20 protein-coding genes and 1 other annotated feature (1 of these 21 cut by a window edge) are annotated in these 24797 nt (G+C 37.9%); of the genes, 19 read left to right on the forward strand and 1 reads right to left on the reverse strand.

All coding sequences use genetic code 11. The features are described from left to right. Positions 1-69 (forward strand) — a binding site (T-box leader); it begins 166 nt to the left of the window's first position. A gap of 99 nt (positions 70-168) precedes the next feature. The 14 genes from ileS to pyrE all read left to right on the forward strand — a co-directional run bounded on the left by ileS (position 169) and on the right by pyrE (position 16958). Continuing rightward, positions 169-2928 (forward strand): isoleucine--tRNA ligase, encoded by a 2760-nt coding sequence (gene ileS / locus NSQ89_RS06410; protein ID WP_047939928.1) that lies wholly within the window; start codon positions 169-171, stop codon positions 2926-2928. Between the two features lie 343 nt (positions 2929-3271). Continuing rightward, positions 3272-3553 (forward strand): hypothetical protein, encoded by a 282-nt coding sequence (locus NSQ89_RS06415; protein WP_047939929.1) that lies wholly within the window; start codon positions 3272-3274, stop codon positions 3551-3553. A gap of 64 nt (positions 3554-3617) precedes the next feature. Further along, the gene (gene lspA / locus NSQ89_RS06420) at positions 3618-4151 is read left to right on the forward strand and encodes a signal peptidase II (RefSeq protein WP_082138207.1); all 534 of its coding nucleotides are present in this window, start codon (positions 3618-3620) and stop codon (positions 4149-4151) included. Then, entirely contained in the window at positions 4120-5031 is a 912-nt protein-coding gene (locus NSQ89_RS06425; protein WP_061796762.1) for an RluA family pseudouridine synthase, read from the forward strand. Before lspA ends, NSQ89_RS06425 begins: the two co-directional genes overlap by 32 nt. 189 nt (positions 5032-5220) lie before the next feature. After that, positions 5221-5763, forward strand: a complete 543-nt coding sequence (gene pyrR / locus NSQ89_RS06430) for a bifunctional pyr operon transcriptional regulator/uracil phosphoribosyltransferase PyrR (RefSeq protein WP_047939931.1) — start codon at positions 5221-5223, stop codon at positions 5761-5763. Between the two features lie 177 nt (positions 5764-5940). After that, complete coding sequence (locus NSQ89_RS06435) at positions 5941-7266, forward strand: solute carrier family 23 protein (RefSeq protein ID WP_095321266.1); 1326 nt, start codon at positions 5941-5943, stop codon at positions 7264-7266. A 186-nt stretch (positions 7267-7452) separates the two neighbouring features. Further along, the gene (locus tag NSQ89_RS06440; RefSeq protein ID WP_047939933.1) at positions 7453-8391 is read left to right on the forward strand and encodes an aspartate carbamoyltransferase catalytic subunit; all 939 of its coding nucleotides are present in this window, start codon (positions 7453-7455) and stop codon (positions 8389-8391) included. Next, on the forward strand, positions 8357-9643 hold the full coding sequence (locus tag NSQ89_RS06445; protein ID WP_341133145.1) for a dihydroorotase: 1287 nt from the start codon (positions 8357-8359) through the stop codon (positions 9641-9643). Before NSQ89_RS06440 ends, NSQ89_RS06445 begins: the two co-directional genes overlap by 35 nt. Then, positions 9640-10737 (forward strand): carbamoyl phosphate synthase small subunit, encoded by a 1098-nt coding sequence (locus NSQ89_RS06450; RefSeq protein ID WP_061796756.1) that lies wholly within the window; start codon positions 9640-9642, stop codon positions 10735-10737. The genes NSQ89_RS06445 and NSQ89_RS06450 overlap by 4 nt, the downstream gene beginning before the upstream one ends. Beyond that, complete coding sequence (carB, locus tag NSQ89_RS06455; RefSeq protein WP_341132382.1) at positions 10724-13939, forward strand: carbamoyl-phosphate synthase large subunit; 3216 nt, start codon at positions 10724-10726, stop codon at positions 13937-13939. Before NSQ89_RS06450 ends, carB begins: the two co-directional genes overlap by 14 nt. Further along, positions 13936-14715 (forward strand): dihydroorotate dehydrogenase electron transfer subunit, encoded by a 780-nt coding sequence (locus NSQ89_RS06460; RefSeq protein ID WP_047939937.1) that lies wholly within the window; start codon positions 13936-13938, stop codon positions 14713-14715. The genes carB and NSQ89_RS06460 overlap by 4 nt, the downstream gene beginning before the upstream one ends. Next, positions 14712-15653: a dihydroorotate dehydrogenase gene (locus NSQ89_RS06465; protein WP_095257574.1), complete on the forward strand. Its 942-nt coding sequence runs from the start codon at positions 14712-14714 to the stop codon at positions 15651-15653. The genes NSQ89_RS06460 and NSQ89_RS06465 overlap by 4 nt, the downstream gene beginning before the upstream one ends. After that, positions 15625-16341, forward strand: coding sequence for an orotidine-5'-phosphate decarboxylase (gene pyrF, locus NSQ89_RS06470; RefSeq protein WP_047939939.1), 717 nt, complete (start codon positions 15625-15627; stop codon positions 16339-16341). Before NSQ89_RS06465 ends, pyrF begins: the two co-directional genes overlap by 29 nt. Further along, positions 16338-16958 (forward strand): orotate phosphoribosyltransferase, encoded by a 621-nt coding sequence (pyrE, locus tag NSQ89_RS06475; RefSeq protein ID WP_061796748.1) that lies wholly within the window; start codon positions 16338-16340, stop codon positions 16956-16958. Before pyrF ends, pyrE begins: the two co-directional genes overlap by 4 nt. A gap of 332 nt (positions 16959-17290) precedes the next feature. Here the strand turns inward: pyrE and NSQ89_RS06480 are convergent, their stop codons facing one another. Then, positions 17291-19006, reverse strand: coding sequence for an Rqc2 family fibronectin-binding protein (locus tag NSQ89_RS06480; protein WP_047939941.1), 1716 nt, complete (start codon positions 19004-19006; stop codon positions 17291-17293). 378 nt (positions 19007-19384) lie between these two features. Here NSQ89_RS06480 and NSQ89_RS06485 point away from each other — a divergent pair, with 378 nt between their 5' ends. The 5 genes from NSQ89_RS06485 (at position 19385) to rpoZ (ending at position 24423) form a co-directional block, all read left to right on the forward strand. Further along, positions 19385-22063, forward strand: a complete 2679-nt coding sequence (locus NSQ89_RS06485) for a calcium-translocating P-type ATPase, SERCA-type (protein ID WP_047939942.1) — start codon at positions 19385-19387, stop codon at positions 22061-22063. A gap of 317 nt (positions 22064-22380) precedes the next feature. After that, positions 22381-23253 (forward strand): YicC/YloC family endoribonuclease, encoded by an 873-nt coding sequence (locus NSQ89_RS06490; RefSeq protein ID WP_047939943.1) that lies wholly within the window; start codon positions 22381-22383, stop codon positions 23251-23253. A gap of 60 nt (positions 23254-23313) precedes the next feature. Further along, positions 23314-23577: an extracellular matrix/biofilm regulator RemA gene (gene remA, locus NSQ89_RS06495; protein WP_016201046.1), complete on the forward strand. Its 264-nt coding sequence runs from the start codon at positions 23314-23316 to the stop codon at positions 23575-23577. 9 nt (positions 23578-23586) lie between these two features. Continuing rightward, complete coding sequence (gene gmk / locus NSQ89_RS06500; protein WP_047939944.1) at positions 23587-24201, forward strand: guanylate kinase; 615 nt, start codon at positions 23587-23589, stop codon at positions 24199-24201. 3 nt (positions 24202-24204) lie between these two features. Then, positions 24205-24423, forward strand: coding sequence for a DNA-directed RNA polymerase subunit omega (gene rpoZ, locus NSQ89_RS06505; RefSeq protein ID WP_047939945.1), 219 nt, complete (start codon positions 24205-24207; stop codon positions 24421-24423). Positions 24424-24797: the final 374 nt, after the last annotated feature.

The raw sequence follows: 24797 nt of genomic DNA on the forward strand, positions 1-24797 counted from the left end.
GATAAAAGAAACTTTTATCTATAAGGGTGGTACCGCGGGAACCTAATGATCGACCTTCTCGTCCCTTTCATGGGGATGAGAAGGTTTTTTGCTGTCTATACTGAATTTATAGAATATTGGTTAGATGGAAGTATACATGAAAAAAGAGAATTAAGTTGGAGGAAGAAAATGGAATATAAAGATACGTTGCTTATGCCAAAAACAGCATTTCCGATGAGAGGAAACTTGCCTAATCGTGAGCCTGAAATTCAAGCGAAATGGAAAGAAATGAACATTTACGAAAAAGTGCAGGAACGTACTCAAGGTCGCCCAATGTTTGTTTTGCATGATGGACCTCCATATGCGAATGGGGATATCCATATTGGACATGCGCTTAATAAAATTTTAAAAGATTTTATTGTACGTTATAAATCAATGACTGGCTTTCAAGCACCATATGTGCCAGGATGGGATACACATGGTCTGCCAATCGAACAAGCTTTAACCAATAAAGGAGTTAAACGTAAAGAAATGACGATTGCCGAGTTCCGTAAGCTATGTGAAGAATATGCATTAGGGCAAATCGACAGTCAACGAGAACAATTTAAACGCTTAGGGGTTCGCGGAGATTGGGAAAATCCTTATATTACTTTAAAGCCTGAATATGAAGCACAGCAAATTAAAGTGTTTGGAGAAATGGCGAAAAAAGGCTATATTTATAAAGGTAAAAAGCCGGTATATTGGTCTCCAACAAGTGAATCAGCTCTTGCTGAAGCTGAAATTGAATATAAAGACAAAAAGTCTGCCTCCATTTATGTTGGGTTTAAAGTAAAGGATGGCAAAGGGATTCTAGCAGAGGATGTACAAATCGTTATTTGGACAACTACTCCATGGACAATTCCGGCTAACTTGGGTATATCTGTTCACCCTACTTTAACGTATGTTGTAGTAGAAGAAAAAGGCAGCAAATACTTAGTTGCACAAGACTTATTGGAAAGTGTCAAAACAGAAATTGGCTGGGAAGAAGCAAAAGTTGTTCAAGAAGTGAAAGGGGCAGACCTAGAGTACATTCTAGCTGCACATCCAATCTACGGCCGTGATTCTTTAGTAATGTTAGGAGAACATGTAACAACAGATGCGGGTACTGGATGTGTTCATACTGCTCCTGGACATGGGGAAGATGACTTCTTAGTTGGTCAAAAATACGGATTAGAAGTTCTTTGTCCTGTTGATGATAAAGGGGTAATGACAGAAGAAGCACCTGGATTTGAAGGCTTATTCTATGATAAAGCGAATAAGCCGATTACAGAAAAACTGGAAGAGGCTGGTGCATTATTAAAGCTGCAATTTATCACTCACTCCTATCCACATGACTGGAGAACGAAAAAACCAGTTATTTTCCGTGCTACCGCACAATGGTTTGCTTCTATTAAAGACTTTAGAAACGAACTATTAGATGCAGTAAAAGAAACAAAGTGGGTTCCAGCATGGGGCGAAACAAGATTATTTAATATGGTTCGGGATCGTGGAGACTGGTGTATTTCAAGACAACGTGCATGGGGTGTGCCAATTCCAGTGTTCTATGCAGAAAACGGTGACAGCATCATTACAGATGAAACAATTGAGCATATTTCTAATTTATTTAGAGAAAATGGTTCAAATATTTGGTTTGAAAAGTCTGCGAAGGAATTATTGCCAGAAGGATTTACACATCCTGGAAGCCCTAATGGAGAATTTACGAAAGAAACAGATATTATGGATGTATGGTTCGACTCTGGTTCTTCTCACCAAGCTGTATTGCTAGAAAGAGATGATTTACAACGTCCTGCTGACTTATATTTAGAAGGTTCTGACCAATATCGCGGCTGGTTTAACTCCTCTTTATCTACTAGTGTAGCGGTAACTGGGAAAGCACCTTATAAAGCTGTTTTAAGTCATGGCTTTGTTTTAGACGGAGAAGGCCGTAAAATGAGTAAATCACTAGGAAATGTAATGATTCCTGCAAAAGTTATGAATCAATTAGGTGCAGATATTTTACGACTATGGGTAGCTTCTGTAGACTTCCAAGCAGATGTACGTGTATCTGATGCAATTTTAAAACAAGTAACAGAAGGATATCGTAAAATTAGAAATACATTCCGTTTCTTATTAGGAAATCTTGCTGATTTCAATCCAGAAACAGATGGACTTTCCTATGATGAATTACGTGAAGTTGATCAGTTTATACTGATTAAATTAAATAAATTGATTAAAAACGTAACAGAATCCTATGATAAATACGAATTCTCTACGATTTATCATAATATTAATAATTTCTGTACACTGGACTTAAGTGCATTCTATCTTGATTTTTCAAAAGATGTACTGTACATTGAAGCAGCAAATAATAAAGAAAGAAGAGCGATTCAAACCGTTCTTTACGAAAGCTTAATCAGCTTAACAAAATTAGTTGCACCAATCTTACCGCATACTGCGGATGAGGTTTGGGATCATATCTCTTCTGTACAAGAAGAAAGTGTACAGCTAACTGATTTCCCAGAATACACAACATTTGAAAATAGTGATGTGTTAGAAGAAAAATGGAATAAATTCTTGGTTGTACGGGATGATGTGCTGAAAGCATTAGAAGAAGCTCGTAATCAAAAAGTGATCGGTAAATCACTTGCTGCGAAAGTAACATTGTATGTTAATGAAGAAGTAAATACCCTTCTAAATTCCATTCAAGAAAACTTACAGCAACTATTTATCGTATCAGGTTTCGAAATTGCTGGTGAATACAATAACGCACCTGAAGAAGCTTTAAAACTTGAAAATGCGGCCATTGTCGTTACAAAAGCAGCTGGTGAAACATGTGAAAGATGCTGGACTGTAACAACTGATGTCGGTAAAGTGGAAGCACATCCAACACTATGTGAAAGATGCGCACATGTAGTAGAAGAAAATTATTAAAAACTATATAGGAGACTGGAACATAAACTTTCCAGTAGCTGAAGTTAACTCCCAAACAAGGATTCGAAAAAATATTTCGAATCACTTGTTTGGTTTTTTTTATAAAAGGAAAAAAGTTTTGGAAAAGTCTTTTATTGGGAAAAAGAAAACAGAAAAGTGATTACATAGTGTAAAAGACATACCTGGCTATTATCATAAAGCGGAGGGAATTTTTTATACATGTGAAAAGAAGTGAAATACTTCCACCTCCGTTAATAGTTGTTATGCCTGTTAAATCTTTAATCGGTTTTTGTCTCCTTCAATGGAAATGCTAAAAATAATTAAAGAAACGGAGGTAATGGAATTGAATTCAACTATTGAAAAGCTTTATACAGAACTCCGTATGACACAAATTGAATTAGTAACAACGTTAAGCGTAAAAAGAGATTCAAAAATAAACAAATATATTGAAGACGAACTAAAAGATGTAGAAGAAACGATGCAAAAATTAGAAAATGGCAATTTTGGAATGTGTGAAATGTCTGGTGAATTGCTACCATTTGATTTGTTAGAGATGGTTCCGATAATTAGGACAAAGAACGATATAAACAGCATTCAATCCTATTATCGAAAGTCAATCCACTGATTAAAACACTACTTCAAATGGAAATATGCGGCCAAGCTATCGTTTTCATCTAGTTTATGCTAAAATGCTAAAGGAGACTCGAGAATTGGAGGAAACTTTAGTGTTTTATTACATAATTGCAGCTATTATTATTATTATTGATCAATGGACAAAATGGTTAGTTGTAAAAAATATGGAGCTGGGGGAAAGCATCGAAGTAATAAAAGATTTTTTCTACCTAACATCTCATCGTAATAGTGGAGCCGCATGGGGCATGCTGGAAAACCAAATGGTATTTTTCTATATTATCACCGTCGTTGTTGTGATTGGGTTAATTTATTTGATTCAAACTGGTACAAAAGGAAAAATGCTATACGGCGTCGCACTGGGTCTAATTTTAGGTGGTGCGCTTGGTAATTTTATTGACCGTGCCAGACATCAATATGTAGTCGACTTTATCAATACGTATATCTTCAATTATGATTTCCCTATATTTAATATTGCAGACTCATCTTTAGTAATTGGTGTTATTTTATTAATCCTAGTGATGCTGAGGGAGGATCGAGACGCAAAGAAGGAGAAGAAACATGGAAAAAAAGGAACATATCATTCAAAGTGAGCAAGTAAATGAACGAATCGACAAGATTGTTTCCACAATTAATGCAGATTGGTCAAGAACGCAGGTTCAACAATGGATAAAAGACGGTCATGTGACTGTTAACGGACAAACCGTTAAAACAAAGTATAAAGGTGTTTTAAACGATGTAGTAGCTATTGAAGTACCGGAAGCAGTTGAGCTAGATGTAGAGGCAGAGGAAATGGATTTGGATATTTATTATGAAGATCAAGATGTTATCGTAGTAAATAAACCAAAAGGAATGGTTGTACATCCAGCACCTGGCCATGTAACAGGAACATTAGTGAATGGTCTAATGGCTCATTGTAAAGATCTTTCTGGAATTAATGGGGTGATGAGACCTGGAATTGTTCACCGAATCGATAAAGATACGTCTGGACTGCTGATGGTTGCTAAAAATGATGCTGCTCATGAAAGTCTAGTGAATCAATTAGTAGCAAAAACTGTAACGAGAAAATATAAGGCATTAGTACATGGTTCTATTCCCCATGATTATGGGACAATTGAGGCACCGATTGGTCGTGACACGAAAGACAGACAAAGTATGGCTGTTGTAGATAAGGGTAAACACGCGGTTACTCATTTTCATGTACTAGAAAGAATAGCGGAATACACTTATATTGAATGCCAATTAGAGACGGGACGCACCCACCAAATTCGTGTGCATATGAAGTATATTGGCTATCCGCTTGTGGGAGATCCTAAATATGGACCAAGAAAAACACTAGATATTGGCGGTCAAGCACTTCATGCTGGCTTACTAGGATTTGAACATCCACGAACTGGAGAATATTTAGAGTTCGAAGCACCTTTACCTAAAGAATATGAACAGCTTTTAGATACTTTACGAAATAATCGTTGACAAGCGCTCTATCATATATTAAGATAACTTTAGTTGAATAAGTCCTTTAAATCAATCCTGTGAGGTTGAGAAGGTAACGGATTCTAGCTATTTTTAGTAATAGCTATCTTAGTATACGTATATCCTCTCATCCAAAAGGGTGAGAGGATATTTTTTTAAGATTGAATCACAGCATGGATGGTGATCAAAATGTCGAAAAAGGCACTTGTACTAGACGATCAAGCAATTAGACGAGCATTAACAAGAATCGCTCATGAAATTATTGAAAAGAATAAAGGGATAGAAGATTGTATTCTAGTTGGCATTCGGACAAGAGGTATTTATATTGCAAATCGTCTTGCCGAAAAAATTGCCCAAATAGAAGGAAAGCCAATCGAAGTTGGCGAATTGGATATTACGTTATATCGAGATGATTTAACGAAGAAAACAAAGAATGAAGAACCATTAGTAAAAGGATCAGATATTCCAACAGATATCCAAGGCTTAAAAGTCATTCTGGTAGATGATGTATTATATACAGGAAGAACTGTTCGTGCCGGAATGGATGCACTGATGGATATGGGTAGACCAGCATCCATACAGCTTGCGGTTCTAGTGGACAGAGGTCATCGAGAACTTCCAATAAGAGCTGATTATGTAGGGAAAAACATTCCTACTTCCAGTTCAGAAAAAATTGTAGTTGAGCTTGATGAAGTCGATGGTCATGATGAAGTAAATATATTTGAAAATTAAATAGATCCCTTTTAAAAGCAGTCCTGTGAGGCTGAAAAGGGGAGTTTTTTCCTAAGGTTTCTTTAAACCTGCTTAAAACCCCTTTTTTGCTGCGCAGAAAAGGGGTTTTATTTGTTCAATAGGGGATATTAATAACTAATTTATACTCAATTTTTTTAACAGAAAGAGGAGACAGAAATGAACGAAACAAAACCCTTATTAGGAATTAATGATAAACCAAGTGCCCTTCAATGGATTACCTTAAGCTTACAGCATTTATTCGCCATGTTTGGCGCAACTGTTTTAGTACCATTCTTAATTGAATTGAGTCCAGCGGTTGCTTTAGTCTCAAGTGGAATAGGTACGCTCGCATTCTTAATCATTACACAATTTAAAGTACCTGCGTACTTAGGTTCCTCTTTTGCTTTTATCGCACCAGTTATCGCGGCGAAGACAATGCCGGGCGGCGGACCAGGCGCAGCCATGATCGGCACCTTTATTGCCGGAATTGTTTATGGAATTGTTGCCTTAACGATTAAAAAAGCAGGATATCGTTGGATTATGAATATCTTACCGCCAATCGTTGTCGGACCTGTAATCATGGTCATTGGATTAGCGCTTGCTACAACAGCGGTTGGACAATCAATGTATATAAATAATGGAGCTGAGAATCAAGAATACAGCTTACTTTATATCTCTGTTGCACTAGTAACGTTACTTGCAACCATCCTTTTCACGATGTTTGGCAAAGGAGTATTCAGCTTTATCCCAATATTAGCAGGTATCGTAATCGGCTATGTCTATGCCTTGCTTGTAGGGGTGGTTAACTTTCAAGGAGTCTTGGATGCCAAATGGTTTGCAATGCCAGATTTTATCTTCCCATTCGTAGATTATCCTGTAACGATAAACCTTGCACTACTTACAATCTTTGTTCCAGTGGCAATCGTCACACTAACAGAGCATATCGGTCATCAGCTTGTATTAAGTAAAGTAGTTGGAAAAGATTATATAAAAGATCCTGGCCTTCACAGAAGTATTTTAGGAGATGGAACTGCGACGATTATCTCTGCTTTAATGGGGGGACCTGCAAAAACAACTTATGGAGAAAATATTGGGGTTTTAGCAATAACGAGAGTGTATAGTGTATATGTTTTAGGAGGAGCAGCAGTATTAGCAATAGGTTTTGGGTTTATCGGAAAAATTGCTGCCCTTATACAGTCTATCCCAACACCAGTAATGGGAGGCGTATCTATCCTTCTATTCGGAATCATCGCATCATCTGGATTAAGAATTATTGTAGAAGCAAAGCTTGATTTCAATAAAAACCGCAATTTAGTTATTGCATCTGTCATCCTTGTAACTGGAATTGGCGGATTCTCGATTCATATGGGTGAACACTTTAAATTAGAGGGAATGGCTTTTGCTGCAATCCTCGGAATTATTTTAAACCTAGTATTACCTGGTAGAGAAAAAGCAAAAGAAGATTTATTCGAAGATTCAATCGCAGTAGATGAAACTAAATAAGAACACCTTTTAAACAAGTACAGAGAGACTTATAAGGGTGCCAAAAACGATGCATAGATTATAGCCGCAGGTTTACTTTGCCTAAATCTATGCAAAAGTGAAATTTTTGACGCCCTAACGAGTATGTTAGGGCGTTTTTTTGCGAAGTGAAGTTATTAAAAGCAGCAAATAACGGGAGGTAGTATCATGGAAAACTTATTAACGACGACTGAGTTAACCGTTACAGAGATTCAGGAAATCTTAAGAGATGCACAAAAATTTGCAGATGGAGAAATATGGCGGCCGGCAAATCAATGTTTTATAGCAAATCTTTTTTTCGAAGCTAGCACGAGAACAAAAAGCAGCTTTGAAGTAGCGGAAAGAAAGTTAGGACTTGAAGTGATTCCATTTGAAACGACAACCTCAAGTGTTGTGAAAGGAGAAACACTATATGATACTGTTCGAACGCTGGAATCAATAGGAGTAAATGCTGTAGTCATAAGGCACGAAAATGACCGCTACTTTGATGAGTTAGTCGGAAGAGTAAATATACCAGTCCTTAATGCAGGAGATGGCTGTGGTCATCACCCTACTCAATCATTGCTTGACCTTCTAACGATACAGCAGGAATTCCAACGCTTCAACGGCTTAAAAGTAAGTATTATCGGTGATATTAGCCATAGCCGTGTTGCAAGATCTAATGCAGATGCTCTGACAAGGCTAGGGGCAGAGGTTGTTTTTTCCGGACCAAGAGAATGGTTTGATGAAACAGTCTTACAAGATGCAAATTATGAAGATATTGATACAGCGATTGAAACATCCGATGTTGTGATGCTGCTGCGTGTCCAACATGAAAGGCACGGTGACGAAAGAGCTGCTTTTGACAAAGAAAGCTACCATAAGCTTTATGGACTAACAATAGAAAGAGAAAGAAAAATGAAGCAAGGAAGCATTATCATGCATCCTGCCCCAGTAAACAGAGATGTTGAAATTGCCGATGAGCTTGTGGAATGCGAACGCTCCAGAATTTTTAAGCAAATGGAAAATGGTGTATTTATCCGCATGAGTGTACTAAAAAGATCATTAGAAAATATCGGAGGGAGAAATGAACATGTCAATACTTATCAAAAATGGCCAGTTGCTTAATACTATAGGGGAATTAGAACAGAACGACATCTTGATTGATAATGGAGCAATTAAGATGATTGCAAAGGAAATCAAAGCAATTGCAGATGAAGTGATTGATGCAGCTGGAAAAGTTGTTGCTCCAGGCTTTATCGACCTACATGTTCATTTGAGAGAGCCAGGCGGCGAACAGAAAGAAACAATTGCAACAGGGACAATGGCAGCAGCACGCGGCGGATTCACAACGATTGCGAATATGCCAAACACTAGACCTGTGCCTGACACTGTCGAAAATCTACATAAATTAAATGAAAGAATTAAAAATACAGCAAATGTAAATGTTTTACCGTATGCCTCCATTACCATTAGGCAATTAGGGACGGAGCTTACTGATTTTAAGGCGCTTAAAGAATTAGGGGCATTTGCCTTTACAGATGATGGCGTGGGAATTCAAGAAGCTGGCCAAATGCTTGAAGCAATGAAGCAAGCTGCTGCATTGGATATGGCGATTGTCGCTCACTGTGAAGACAACAGCCTCATTAATGAAGGTTGTGTCCATGAAGGGGAATTTTCGAAGGCGAACGGTGTAAATGGGATACCAAGTGTTTGTGAATCAGTCCAAATTGCAAGAGATATTCTTTTAGCAGAAGCAACAGGCTGTCATTATCATGTTTGCCATATCAGTACAAAAGAATCTGTACGTGTTGTAAGAGATGCGAAAAAAGCTGGCATAAGAGTGACTGCAGAGGTATCACCACACCACTTACTATTAGCAGATACAGATATTCCTTCCCTTGATACGAATTATAAAATGAATCCTCCTTTAAGAGGAACAGAGGATCGTGCTGCTCTAATCGAAGGGCTGCTAGATGGAACAATTGATTTTATTGCAACAGATCATGCACCACATACAGCAGAAGAAAAAGCACAATCGATGCAGCTTGCACCATTTGGAATTGTTGGTTTAGAAACAGCATTTCCGCTCCTTTATACGAACTTTGTAAAAACAGGGGTCATGACGCTGCAACAGTTAATGGATTATCTAACGGTAAAACCAGCTCAAAGCTTTAAATTGGATATGGGAACATTAGAAGCAGGAAAGAAAGCGGATATCGTAATACTTGATTTAGAAGAGACAAATAAAATTGATCCTGAAACATTTTTATCAAAAGGAAGAAATACCCCATTTGCTGGTTGGGAATGTCAGGGTTGGCCAGTTGCAACAATCGTTAGTGGAAAGATTGCTTGGAGAAAGGAAAGTGTACACGCATGAAAAAACAACTAATTCTTGAAGATGGCACAGTATTTATCGGAAAAGGCTTCGGTGCCGATACAGAAAAATTTGGTGAAATAGTATTTAACACAGGTATGACAGGCTATCAGGAAATTCTATCCGATCCATCCTACTGTGGACAAATTGTCACACTTACGTATCCTTTAGTGGGGAATTATGGCATCAATAGAGATGATTTTGAATCGATAACGCCTGCCATCCATGGATTTATTGTCAAAGAAGTGTGTGATTTCCCTTCAAACTGGCGAAATGAACTATCATTAGACGAATATTTTAAACAAAAGAAAATTCCCGGAATTGCAGGAATAGATACGAGAAAATTAACCCGTATTATCCGTCAATATGGAACGTTAAAAGGCGCCATTTGCAGCATCGAAGAAAATGCTGAGGATGTAATTGCAAAATTAAAAGATATTACATTAAGTGCAGAACAAGTAAAGCAAGTTTCAACAAAGAAACCTTATCCAAGTCCTGGCCGTGGAAGCCGCGTTGTTTTAGTAGATTATGGCATGAAGCATGGTATTTTACGAGAATTAAATAAACGAGATTGTGATGTAATCGTTGTTCCTTATAACACTACAGCAGAAGACATTCTAAATTTAAGTCCAGATGGTGTGATGTTATCTAACGGACCTGGGGATCCAAAGGATGTACCAGAGTCCATTGAAGCAATTAAAGGAATTATTGGGAAAGTACCGTTGTTTGGAATCTGTCTAGGTCATCAATTGTTCGCACTTGCAAGTGGGGCAAACACGGAGAAAATGAAGTTTGGTCATAGAGGATCAAACCACCCAGTGAAGGATTTATTAACAGGGAAGGTTTCGCTGACATCGCAAAACCATGGCTATACAGTAGAGGAAGAATCTATTAAACATACAAACTTAGAAATAACACATATTGCTTTAAATGATGGAACAATTGAAGGCCTACAGCATAAGGAATATCCAGCATTTACCGTGCAATATCATCCAGAAGCTTCACCTGGACCAGAGGATGCCAACTATTTATTCGATCGTTTTATGGAAATGATACAATCTCACAAACAGGAAGGTGCCGCATATGTCAAAGCGTAAAGATATTAAAAGTATATTAGTAATCGGATCAGGACCAATCATCATTGGGCAGGCAGCAGAATTTGACTATGCAGGAGCGCAAGCATGTATCGCCTTAAAGGAAGAAGGCTATCGTGTTATTCTAGTAAACTCCAACCCTGCAACCATTATGACAGATACAGAAATGGCAGATAAAGTGTATATCGAACCATTAACACTTGAATTTGTCAGCAGAATTATCCGCAAAGAGCGACCAGATGCTATTCTTCCAACATTAGGGGGGCAAACTGGCTTGAACCTTGCTGTTGAGCTTTCCGATGCTGGTGTGTTGGAGGAATGTGGAGTTGAAGTACTAGGAACGAAGCTAGCTGCCATTCAGCAGGCAGAGGACCGCGACCTTTTCCGTAATTTGATGAATGAATTAGGTGAACCTGTACCAGCTAGTGATATTATCCACAATATGGAGGAAGCAAAAGCTTTTGTGGAGAAAATTGGTTATCCGGTTATCGTCAGACCTGCTTTTACACTAGGAGGAACTGGTGGAGGGATTTGCCATAATGACGAAGAATTAGAAGAAATCGTAACAAGCGGCTTAAAAAATAGCCCAGTTACACAATGTTTATTAGAAAAAAGCATCGCGGGCTTTAAAGAAATTGAATACGAAGTAATGCGTGATAGCAATGATAATGCCATAGTAGTGTGTAATATGGAAAATATCGATCCAGTAGGGATCCATACGGGTGACAGTATTGTCGTGGCACCAAGCCAAACATTAAGCGACCGTGAATATCAATTACTAAGAAATACATCTTTAAAAATTATCCGTGCCTTAAAAATTGAAGGCGGCTGTAACGTGCAGCTTGCCTTAGATCCAGATAGCTTTCAATACTATATTATCGAAGTAAACCCAAGAGTAAGTCGTTCATCTGCCCTTGCTAGTAAAGCAACTGGTTATCCAATTGCAAAGCTGGCGGCAAAAATTGCAGTAGGCTTAACATTGGATGAGATGATGAATCCTGTAACGGGAAAAACTTATGCAAGCTTTGAGCCAGCCCTTGATTATGTAGTAAGTAAAATCCCACGCTTTCCTTTCGATAAGTTTGAATCAGCAAAACGTAATTTAGGGACCCAAATGAAAGCGACTGGGGAAGTAATGGCAATTGGCCGTACTTTTGAAGAATCTTTACTAAAAGCAATCCGCTCTCTAGAAGCAAAAGTATATCATTTCTCCCTAAATGCAGCAGATGAAACAAGTGATGAATTACTCGAGAAACGAATAAGAGTTGCCGGTGATGAAAGATTGTTTTATATAGCAGAGGCACTTAATCGGGGCATAAGCATAGAAACCATTCATGAGTGGAGTAAAATTGATCTCTTCTTCCTTTTCAAACTGGAAGGCATTATTAAGTTCGAGAAAGAGTTAATTAATCATCCGTTTGATGAGGAATATGTAAAAGAAGCAAAAGAAAAAGGATTCGCTGATATTCAGCTTGCAAAGCTTTGGAGCACAACAGAGCTCGAAGTATATAACTGGAGAAAAGAGAAAGGTATTGTACCTGTCTATAAAATGGTCGATACATGTGCTGCTGAATTTGAATCAGAAACTCCATACTACTACGGAACATATGAAGAGGAAAATGAATCAATTGTCACAGATAAGAAAAGCATTGTAGTCCTTGGTTCTGGACCAATTCGTATCGGACAAGGAATTGAGTTTGACTATGCAACGGTTCATTCTGTTTGGGCAATCAAGGAAGCAGGATATGAAGCGATAATCATCAATAACAATCCAGAGACTGTTTCAACAGACTTTAGTATTTCAGATAAACTTTACTTTGAGCCACTTACAATTGAAGATGTCATGCATATCATTGATTTAGAAAAGCCAGAGGGAGTAGTGGTTCAGTTTGGCGGACAGACAGCCATCAACTTAGCTGGTCCATTAGCAGAGCGTGGCATCAAAATTTTAGGAACATCTCTTGAAGACTTAGATCGCGCTGAGGACCGTGATAAGTTTGAACAAAGTCTTCAAGACTTGGGTATACCACAGCCAGACGGAAAAACAGCGTTAACAGTTGAAGAAGCAATTGTCGTTGCACAATCAATTGGCTACCCAGTACTTGTAAGACCATCTTATGTATTAGGTGGAAGAGCGATGCAGATCGTTTATAAAGAAGAAGAGCTGATTCCTTATATGGAAAATGCGGTTAAAGCAAGTCCAGGACAGCCAATCTTAATTGATCGTTATTTAACAGGGAAAGAAATTGAAGTGGATGCAATCTGTGATGGCACTGATGTAGTAATTCCAGGAATTATGGAGCATATTGAGCGAGCAGGAGTACACTCAGGCGATTCGATCGCAGTCTATCCGCCACAAAGCTTATCTGCAGAAATCAAGCAAACATTAGTAGATTATACAACAAGGCTGGCAAAAGGGTTAAAAATCGTTGGTTTGCTGAATATCCAGTATGTTGTATCCAAAGGAGAAGTTTTTGTACTAGAAGTAAATCCTCGCTCTAGTAGAACAGTACCTTTCTTAAGTAAAATTACGAATGTACCAATGGCGAAAATAGCTACAAAAGTTATTTTGGGTACTTCCTTAAAAGAACAAGGCTATCAATCTGGCTTAGTAGCAGAGAAGTCTGGTGTTTTTTATGTGAAAGTTCCAGTATTCTCCTTTGCAAAATTACGAAGAGTAGATATTACCTTAGGTCCTGAGATGAAGTCAACAGGAGAAGTAATGGGCAAAGACATCACTCTTGAAAAGGCTCTTTATAAAGGGTTAATTGCTTCAGGAATGAAGATTAAAACATTCGGAACTGTTCTGATGACAATTGGCGATAAAGATAAGGAAGAGGCTTTACAGCTTGCAAAAAGATTTACGAATATCGGCTATAGCTTAATGGCAACAAGTGGAACAGCAGCTTTCCTTGAAAGCAATGACATTCCAGTAAAAGTGGTTGGCAAAATCGGTGGAGAAGGCCATACATTAATTGATGTCATCCGCAATGGAGAAGCACAATTTGTGATTAATACCTTTTCCAAAGGCAGTCAGCCAGCAAGAGATGGATTCCGTATCAGACGTGAATCTGTCGAAAATGGGATTCCATGTTTAACTTCTTTAGACACAGCAGAGGCGATCCTTCGAGTAGTTGAATCCATGACATTTTCTACAGAGGCAATGGAGCCAAGTAAAAAGCAACTGGAGGCATTGTTAGTATGATCAAAAACGAAATTTGTACAGTAGTTGAACAGAAGGAAATAGCGGAGAATATTATGGAGCTCACCTTAACAGGTGAGCTTGTCTCTGAAATGAACGAGCCAGGTCAATTTGTTCATATCAAAGTAAGTGATCATTCTGCACCGTTATTAAGACGTCCAATTAGTATTTGCCACATTGATCCGGAAAGAAAAACATTTACGATGATCTACCGCGCTGAAGGAGCGGGCACAAAGCTTCTTGCCAAAAAACAAGCGGGAGAAGCTATTGATATCCTCGGTCCTTTAGGAAATGGTTTCCCAGTTGAAGAAAGCAAGTCAGGGCAGACAGCTTTATTAATTGGTGGAGGAATTGGAGTGCCGCCATTATATGAATTAGCCAATCGTCTAGTTGCCAAAGGAGTAAAGGTAGTGGCTGTATTAGGCTTTCAAACAGAATCCGTTGCTTTTTATGAAGAAAAGTTTGCGAAACTGGGGGATACGTATATCGCTACAGTAGACGGTAGTTATGGTACACAAGGATTTGTAACAGACGTTATTTTTCAAGAAAAACTAGAATTTGACGTATTATACTCCTGTGGACCAACACCAATGCTTAAAAATCTAGAAAAAACATTTCCAGATAAAAAGGTGTTCATTTCTCTAGAGGAAAGAATGGGATGTGGGATAGGTGCATGTTTTGCTTGTGTATGTCATACAGCAGACGATCCAACAGGTTTTAGTTATAAAAAGGTATGTACAGATGGACCAGTATTTAGAACAGGGGAGGTTGTCCTATGAACCGACTTCAGGTAAAGCTTCCTGGATTAGAGCTTAAAAACCCTATTATGCCTGCCTCTGGCTGTTTTGGATTTGGACGGGAATACAGTAACTTATATGATTTAAGCAAGCTTGGTGCCATCATGATTAAAGCGACAACAGTAGAGCCTCGTTTTGGTAATCCTACACCAAGGGTCGCAGAAACTACTTCTGGGATGCTTAATGCCATCGGTCTTCAAAATCCCGGTCTTAAAAAAGTAGTTGGGGAAGAATTGCCATGGCTAAGTCAGTTTGATGTACCAATTATTGCAAATGTTGCTGGATCCGTTGAAGAGGATTATGTTGCGGTTGCGAAAGAAATTTCCAGTGCTTCGAATGTCGCCGCATTAGAATTAAACATTTCTTGTCCAAATGTAAAAACAGGGGGAATTGCTTTTGGAACAATCCCTGAGGTTGCAAAGGAATTGACGAAAAAGGTAAAGGAAGTATCAGAGGTTCCGGTATATGTAAAGCTATCTCCCAATGTAACAAATATTGTGGAAATGGCAAAAGCAGTGGAAGCAGGAGGAGCAGATGGGATTACCATGATTAATACGCTTGTTGGCATGCGCCTGGACTTAAAGACAGGTCAGCCAGTTTTAGCAAACAAAACAGGGGGGTTATCAGGCCCAGCTGTTAAACCTGTAGCAATTCGAATGATCTACGAAGTAAGTCAAGCGGTAAATCTGCCGATTATCGGAATGGGCGGTGTTGCGTCGGCTGAGGATGTCCTAGAGTTTTTCTATGCTGGTGCAAGTGCAGTAGCAGTCGGCACAGCAAACTTTGTGGACCCATTCATCTGCCCAAAAATAATCGAAGACTTACCTGAGTTATTAGATAAATACGGATTTGAACATATTTCAGAAGTAACTGGAAGGAGCTGGGGAAAGCATGAACAATTCGCTTATCATCGCGCTTGATTTTGCAACAAAGGAAGAGGTACATTCCTTTTTGAAAAAATTTAATGGGGAATCTTTATTTTTAAAGGTAGGAATGGAACTTTTTTATAAAGAAGGTCCAAGTATTATCAAGGAATTAAAAGAGCAAAATCATCAAATTTTCCTCGACTTAAAATTACATGATATCCCTAATACTGTTGGTAGTGCGATGAAAAATATTGCTAGCTTAGGCGTTGATTTAGTAAATGTCCATGCAGCTGGTGGAGTGGACATGATGGCTCGTGCAGTGGAAGGACTTGAAGCGGGGACACCATCTGGAATGAAGCGAGCGAAATGTATTGGAGTAACTCAGCTAACAAGTACGTCTGAAGCAAGCATGCAAAAAGAGCAGTTAATTCAAGTTCCTTTATTGGAGTCTGTTTTACATTATGCATCGATTACGAAAGAGGCTGGACTGGATGGCGTTGTTTGCTCCACATTGGAAGCTGGGGCCATTCGTGAACAATTAGGAGAATCGTTTCTCACTGTAACACCTGGCATTCGTTTAAAAACAGATGAAGTACAGGATCAAGTGCGCGTTGCAACACCTCAAGTTGCCCGTGAGAATGGTGTATCAGCAATTGTTGTTGGTCGTTCGATTACAAGAGCAGAAAATCCATATAAAAGTTATACGTTATTTAAATCAGAGTGGGAGGGTATCACGCTATGAAACATGAAATTGCCGAACAATTACTAGAGATTAAAGCCGTATTTTTACAGCCAAATGATCCATTTACTTGGTCTTCAGGATTAAAATCTCCAATCTATTGCGATAATCGCTTAACTTTGTCCTATCCTAAAGTGCGAAAAAATATTGCATCAGGGTTAGCTGGTTTAATTAAGGAAAAATTCCCTGAAACAGAAGTTGTGGCGGGAACAGCGACAGCCGGCATTCCTCACGCTGCTTGGGTAAGTGACCTTCTAGATTTGCCAATGGTATATGTGCGCTCTAAAGCAAAAGCGCATGGAAAGGGAAATCAGATTGAAGGAAAAGTGGAAAAGGGCCAAAAAGTAGTAGTAGTCGAGGATTTAATTTCTACTGGTGGAAGTGTTATCACAGCTGTTAATAGTTTACGAGAAGCAGGCTGTGAGGTGCTTGGAGTGGTTGCTATTTTTACATACGAATTACCAAAGGGGAAAGAATTACTTGGGGAGGCTGAGATTACAGCCTACTCATTAACAGACTATACGAGCTTATTAGATGTAGCACAGAAAAAAGGCTATATTCAAGAAGGAGATTTGGCAAGCTTAAATGCTTGGAAGGAAAGTCCGGAGAATTGGGGATAGATTAAGGAGTGAACAGCACTTTTATGTAAAGTGCTGTTTTTTAGTTTGAGTAAAAAAGTTAGTTATTGTTTGGGATTTGGTGAGAAGAATTGTTCATAAGAGGGATGAACGCCGAAATAGGAGCAGGAGGCAAGAAAAGTTGCGTTCATAAGAAGGGTGAACGCCGAAATTAGTGCGGCGGGCAAGAGAAGTGGTGTTCATAAGAAGGATGAAAACGGAAGACCAAGGATCGGAGACAAATCAGCTCTTCAAGCTATTATCATCATAAAAAACCAAAGTCACATGCATAATTAAACAAAAACGAGAGGCAGCTAAAGACCTCTCGTTTCAAACTATTTAGCTTTTTTCAAGCGAATAACCGTTTCTTCATCTGGTGTAACATAAACAGTTTGCTGGTTATCATAAATTACAAAACCAGGCTTTGCGCCACTTGGCTTTTTCACATGACGTACTAATGTGAAGTCAACGGGAACAGAACTAGATTGGCGTGCTTTGCTAAAATAAGCTGCTAACTTTGCTGCTTGCATGATTGTTTCCTCGGAAGGCTCTTTGCTGCGAATAACAACATGGGATCCAGGAATATCCTTTGTATGCAGCCAAATTTCATCTCTAGCGGCTACTTTGTTTGTTAAATAATCATTTTGTTTATTATTCTTTCCGACGATAATTTCTGTACCCTCGGACGAAACATAGTAGTCTAAGACAGGCTTTACATTTTGCTGTTTCTTATTTTGCTTTTTCTGTCTTTCTCTAAGGTAACCTTCTTCCACTAACTCTTCCCGAATTTCCTGAATATCTTTTGGAGAGGCAGCAAGAATTTGCTGGTATAGTGTTTCAAAGTATTCATATTCTTGTTCTGCTAGTTTAATTTGTTCCTTAATAATATCAATCGAATTTTTCGCTTTTTGATATCTTGTGAAATATTTTTGCGCATTTTCAGAAGGAGACAGTCTTGGGCTAAGCGGAATCTTAACGGTTTTACTATCTTCATCGTAATAATTGATTACTTCAACTTCTGACATGCCCTTTTTAACCGCATAAAGGTTTGCAGTCAAAAGTTCACCAAGTAATTGATATTGTTCCGCATTTTCAGCTTCCGATAAAGAACGTTCTAGTTTTTTTATTTTCTTTTTGTTTTTATCTCGTTCATTTACAATAAATCGTTCTAAATCATTGCTTTGCTGTTTCACTCGATCTCGTTCTGCTTTTCCGAAATAATAGCGATCGAGCATTTTACTTAATGTAGGAAAGAACTTCACGTTTCCTTTGACATGCTCCATTGATAGGCAGTAAAAATATTCTTTCTCTGGAGTATCCATGATAGAAGGAGCATAATTGCCTTTTTTTATTGGCTCCATTACCATAAGAAATGCTTTTGGTAATGTTTCACGGTTTGCAAGACCAGCCAGATAGACCATTTCTTTAGCAATTAGTGGAGATAATCCAGCAAACTGCTGGACAAGCTGTTTGTCCAGTTTGCCGCTATTAAAATCAATAGCCCGCAGTACATCTTCCTCTGATGCTGTATAAGGATCTTGTTTTTCTTGTTTTGGCGGAGCTAAATACTCATAACCGGGAAGAATAGCTCTATGACTATTAACAGCATACGAAATATGTTTAATGCTATCTAGAATGGTATTTTTATCGCGGTCAACCAAAATGATATTGCTGTGTCTACCCATTATCTCGATCATCAGTTTTTTATAGGAAGTATCGCCAATTTCATTTCTTCCCCTAATTTCTAAAACAATGATCCGTTCATTGTCTATTTGATAAATATCTTCTATAAAATAACCTTCTAAATGCTTGCGGAGAAGCATGCAGAACATTGGTGGTTCTTTAGGATTTTCATAATTTTCTTCCGTAATTTGAATGCGGGCATAGCTCGGATGAGCCGATAATAGCAATTTTTGATTTTTTCCATTAGCTCGAATGGATAAAATAATTTCATTGGTAAAAGGCTGTTGAACTTTATTAATTCGGCCTCCTAGTAAAAGCTCTTTTAATTCAAGAGACATTGCGCGTGTAAATAAACCATCAAATGACATAACTAACGACCTCATTTATAATAATTTCCCTCTTTACTCTATCTTTATTGAGGAAGAAATACAAGGATTTGGGTTGAAAATGCTTGTGATTTTGCTATAGATGCAAGAATAACGAGAAGTGGAGGCAGCCTTCGCAAAATTTTAATTTGTAAAAAATAGATGAGATCTAGGCATATGGTATTTTTTCTCATAGTAAATAGGAATTAAATCTCTATCCTTAGCATTTTTTCGGCCAAGCTTGAATATGATTCTCTTAGAGTGGTGTTGGGACAACTATGTATGTTAGTAAGTTGCTAACTTTTGTTCAAAACAGCTACGAATTTCTTCGCTGCTACTATAGCGAACGGTGAATGAAAAAGGGGGAAGTGAGATGGCCGGATGAACTATCATGAAATGAACGAAAAAGAAGTAGAACAAACATTGAATACTGATTTTTCGGCTGGGTTATCAGATGAAGAAGCGGAAAAGCGACGAAAGAACTTTGGATACAATGAATTAGAGGAAGGAGAAAAGCAATCACTCCTGCTTATTTTCTTCAGTCAATTTAAGGATTTTATGGTACTCGTTCTTTTAGCTGCCACGCTTATTTCAGGTTTATTAGGCGAATATATTGATGCAATTGCGATAATTGCCATCATCATTCTCAATAGTTTTCTTGGATTTTTTCAAGAGATAAGAGCAGAAAAATCTTTATCTGCTTTAAAAGAATTATCACAGCCTCATGTTCAGGCACTACGGAATGGAGAATGGATTAGTCTATTATCGAAAGAGCTAGTTCCTGGAGATGTCATAAAATTCGCGAGCGGGGATCGAATTGGAGCAGATGTCAGAATTATTGAATCAAGAAGCCTGGAAGTGGAGGAATCTGCTTTAACCGGAGAATCTGTGCCAGTTCCTAAAACAGTATCTGCAATCAAAAATAACAATCTAGCACTTGGTGATATGGAAAATATGGGCTTTATGGGAACGATGGTATCCCGTGGAAGTGGTGTCGGGGTTGTTATTGGGACAGGGATGAAAACAGCAATGGGGCAAATTGCTGATTTGCTGCAAAATGCAGATTCGGTTACCACCCCGCTGCAAAGACGTTTAGAGCAGCTAGGGAAAATTCTCATTGTCACAGCATTACTATTAACCGTATTAGTTGTGGTGATTGGGGTTCTTCAAGGGAATGATTTATACACAATGGTACTAGCAGGTGTATCATTAGCGGTAGCCGCGATTCCAGAAGGCTTGCCAGCGATTGTAACCATTGCTCTATCTCTTGGTGTTCAGAAAATGATTCGCAAAAATGCCATTGTAAGAAAGCTGCCTGCTGTCGAAACTCTTGGCTGTGCTTCAGTCATTTGTTCTGATAAAACCGGAACATTAACGCAAAATAAAATGACAGTAACAAAAACTTGGATCGGCGGAAAAACATATACGGTAGATGGAACTGGATATGAGCCGCAAGGACAATACTATGTAGGCGAACAATTAATAAATCCAGCAAAGGATAAGGCATTACAACAGCTTTTAACCTTTGGAATGCTTTGTAATCACGCCGAGATTCTGCAAAAAGATGGCGATTATGTTTTAAATGGGGATCCGACGGAAGGAGCAATTTTAGTTGCAGGGATGAAAGCAGGATTCACGCGTGCTCAATTATTAAATCAATTTGCGATTGTCAATGAATTCCCTTTTGATTCTACAAGAAAAATGATGAGTGTTGTGGTAAAAGATCCAACTGGACGTCAATTTGTTGTTACTAAAGGTGCACCCGATGTCTTAATTGGTCAGAGTAAATCAATTCTTTTTGAAAATCGTTCACAAGCTTTAGGAAATAATGAAAAGCAAGTAGTTCAAGAAGCGATCAATGGCTTAGCTTCCCAGGCGCTTCGTACCATTGCAATTGGCTATAAGGAAATTTCACCAAACACTCTTATTATGCATGAAGGAGAAGCAGAAAAGGACTTGATTTTCATTGGTCTGCAAGGAATTATTGATCCGCCAAGACCAGAAGTAAAACAAGCTGTAAAAGAATGTAAAGAAGCTGGTATTAAAACAGTAATGATTACAGGAGACCATGTTATTACTGCAAATGCTATTGCGAAACAGCTAGGCATTGCCAATAATCGCTCTAAAGTAATGGAAGGGAAAGAGCTTTCAGATTTAAGTTTAAAAGAATTAGAGGATATCGTAGAAGATGTTGCTGTCTTTGCACGAGTTTCCCCAGAGCATAAATTGAAGATTGTTCAAGCATTTCAAAATAGAGGGCATGTAGTTGCGATGACTGGTGACGGAGTAAATGACGCTCCAGCGATAAAGAAAGCAGACATCGGCATTGCGATGGGAATCACAGGGACGGATGTTGCGAAGGAAGCATCTTCTTTAGTATTAATGGATGATAATTTTGCGAGTATAAAATCTGCTATTGTAGAAGGAAGAAATATTTATGAAAACATTCGTAAATTCATCCGTTATTTACTTGCCTCAAATGTTGGGGAAATACTGGTGATGTTATTTGCGATGCTGTTAGCACTTCCTTTGCCGCTTGTTCCTATTCAAATTTTATGGGTGAATTTAGTAACAGACGGATTACCAGCGATGGCCTTAGGCTTAGATAGACCGGAAGATAATGTTATGAAAAGAGGACCACGCAGTCCGAATGAAGGTGTATTTTCTAGAGGGCTTGGATGGAAGGTTATTTCTCGCGGGTTCCTTATCGGTATTTCGACTATTTTAGCTTTTATGTTTGCCTATAACAATAATCCAGAAAATCTTGAATATGCCCAAACGGTTGCTTTTATAACATTAGTACTTGCCCAGTTAATTCATGTATTTGACTGCCGCAGTGAAAAATCCATTCTTTCAAGAAATCCGTTTGGCAATATGTATCTAGTCTGGGCTGTGATTTCTTCCTTAGTATTGGCGCTTGCTGTTATTTACGTGCCAGGCTTGCAAGAAATTTTCCATACACTGCCAATAGCAATGAAAGATTGGCCAATGATCATCGGATTCGCCTCTGTACCAACTTTTTTACTCGCAGGATCATTTTTATTAAGTAAATCAAAATAAAATATGTTATAATCCAAAAGGTAGTAGAGACCACTCTATTACCTTTTATTTATTTGATGCTGTTTTTAATGCTGATTTCTAAAAGGTTAGTAACCATATAATGTATAATGAGAAATGATCGAATAATAAAGCAGCGTGAATACACGAAGACGGCAGGGGATTGTCAGATCCTTGAGGCAAAGCTGAAGAGGCATAAGCGTAAGCCTGCGGAAAGTAAAGTGCACTCTTGCTGGAGGTTAGCAGCGATTAAACTTTGTGGAAAAAGCACAAGCAAACATTAATTCGCACATTTTTTAGAAAACGGATGTGTCAGTATAATGAAAAGTATGACTGGATTTGGAAGAGCAACAAAACAATATCACCATGCAACACTTCATATCGAAATAAAATCGGTCAATCACAGGTTTAGCGATCAGATTATTCGGATGCCCAAGCAATTTCTATATTTGGAAGATCAAATAAAGAAAATTATTTCAAACTATATACATAGAGGTAGAATCGAAGTATTTGTAACATTAGAGGATGAAGACAAAAAAGGTCAAGAAATTATAGTGGATTGGCCATTGCTTGATCAATACTATCAATTGCTTCACCAATTAAAAGACAAATATTCTATCAAAGAGTCCATCTCGCTTCGTGATTTATTAAATCAAGAAGAGTGTTTTCAGATAGTAGAACGAGAGCTTGATATGGAAGAACTATCAGAAGTGTTGCTTATTACAATGGAAGAAGCGGTTGTCCAGTTAAATAAGATGCGCACTATTGAAGGAGTGGAATTATCCAAAGACTTAGAAAGCAATCTTAAGCAGATAGAAAAGCTAGTTGCGAAGTTACAGTCGTTGGCACCAGAAGTGATTGCACAATACCGTGAAAAGCTCAAGACAAGAATAGAAAGCTATTTAACGGAACCGATTGATGAAGCACGCCTTATTACAGAAGTGGCGATTTTTGCAGATAAAGCAGATATTAATGAGGAATTGGTTAGATTACATAGTCATATTAGACAGTTTTACCAAATTATGGAAGAAAGTAACCCGATTGGAAGAAAGCTCGATTTCTTACTTCAAGAAATGAACAGAGAGGTTAACACCATTGGATCCAAAGCTAATTCAGCAGATATTGGAGCAAATGTGGTGGAGATGAAAAGCTGTTTAGAAAAAATGAAAGAGCAAATTCAAAATATTGAATAAAAAGGGTTTAGAATAAATCTTCCTAGTTAAAACTAAAAATAATAAGATTGGAGAAGACGAATGTCCATAAAATTAATCAATATTGGTTTTGGAAATATAGTTTCTGCAAATAGAATTATCTCTATTGTCAGTCCAGAATCTGCTCCCATTAAACGTATTATCCAAGATGCTAGGGATAGAGGATCCTTAATAGATGCAACATATGGTCGAAGAACGAGAGCTGTTATTGTGATGGACAGTGACCATGTTGTTCTTTCAGCAGTTCAACCAGAAACAGTTGCACACCGTTTAAACGATCGTGATGAGATCATAGAGGAAGGGTAGGAGAAAAATTTGGTAGAAAAGGGACTTTTAATCGTTTTGTCTGGACCTTCTGGTGTAGGGAAAGGAACAGTGAGAAAGGAAATCTTCTCACAAAAAAATACATCCTTTGAATATTCTATTTCCATGACCACAAGATCACCGCGTGCTGGTGAGGTAGATGGAGTAGATTATTTCTTTAAATCAAGAGAAGAATTTGAGGATTTAATTGAACAAGGAAAGTTACTAGAATATGCAGAGTTTGTTGGAAACTACTATGGTACACCTGTTGATTACGTTAGAGAAACGACATTAAAAGGCAAAGACGTCTTTTTGGAAATTGAAGTAGAGGGCGCGAAGCAGGTTCGCGAAAAGTTTCCAGATGGATTATTTATTTTCTTGAGTCCGCCAAGTTTATCAGAGTTGAAAAATCGTATTGTGACAAGAGGTACCGAGTCAGAAGAGATTATTAACAACCGCATGAATGTGGCAAGAGAAGAAATAGAAATGATGCACTTATATGATTATGTCGTAGAAAATGATACAGTAGAGAATGCTTGTGAAAAAATAAAAGCAATCATTGTTGCGGAGCATTGTCGCAGAGAAAGAGTAGAACCAAAATACAAAAAAATGCTGGAGGCCAATTAATCTATGTTATATCCATCTATTGATAAATTAATGACAAAAATCGATTCAAAATATTCATTAGTATCTGTTGCTGCAAAAAGAGCAAGAAAACTACAAACTAATGCGAAACCACAATTAGCAAAATATGTTTCTCATAAAAATGTAGGGAAAGCATTAGAAGAAATCAACAAAGATCAATTAACTTATCGTGTAAATACACCCAATGGTGCAAGCGAGGAATAATTAAATTTTTATCATATAGTACGAAATAAAAGGCTTAAGTAAAAGGAATGATTCCATTTACTAAGTCTTTTTTCATGGACATAATGATTATTTAATTATATGCTAACAATAATAAAAGAAATACAAATCTTACATATGGCTGAAGTTTAAGAATATTAATTCTAACAAAGTGGGAGAATTTCTGCTTAGGATTGCTCGCATTTTTTATTAGCAACTTGCTTCGCCAATTCATTAGAACTTATTCATAAACAAACAATATATCTCACTCTTAACGAACAAAAAAGATTCATATTGTCTGACAGCTACAAATGGTTCAATTAATCCGGTCGCAGAGGGTTTATCTGGCTGATGATACGATTACTATATCATAAACT

It is taken from the genome of Niallia sp. FSL R7-0648, assembly GCF_038007005.1.
GTDB classification, from domain to species: Bacteria; Bacillota; Bacilli; order Bacillales; family Cytobacillaceae; genus Niallia; species Niallia circulans.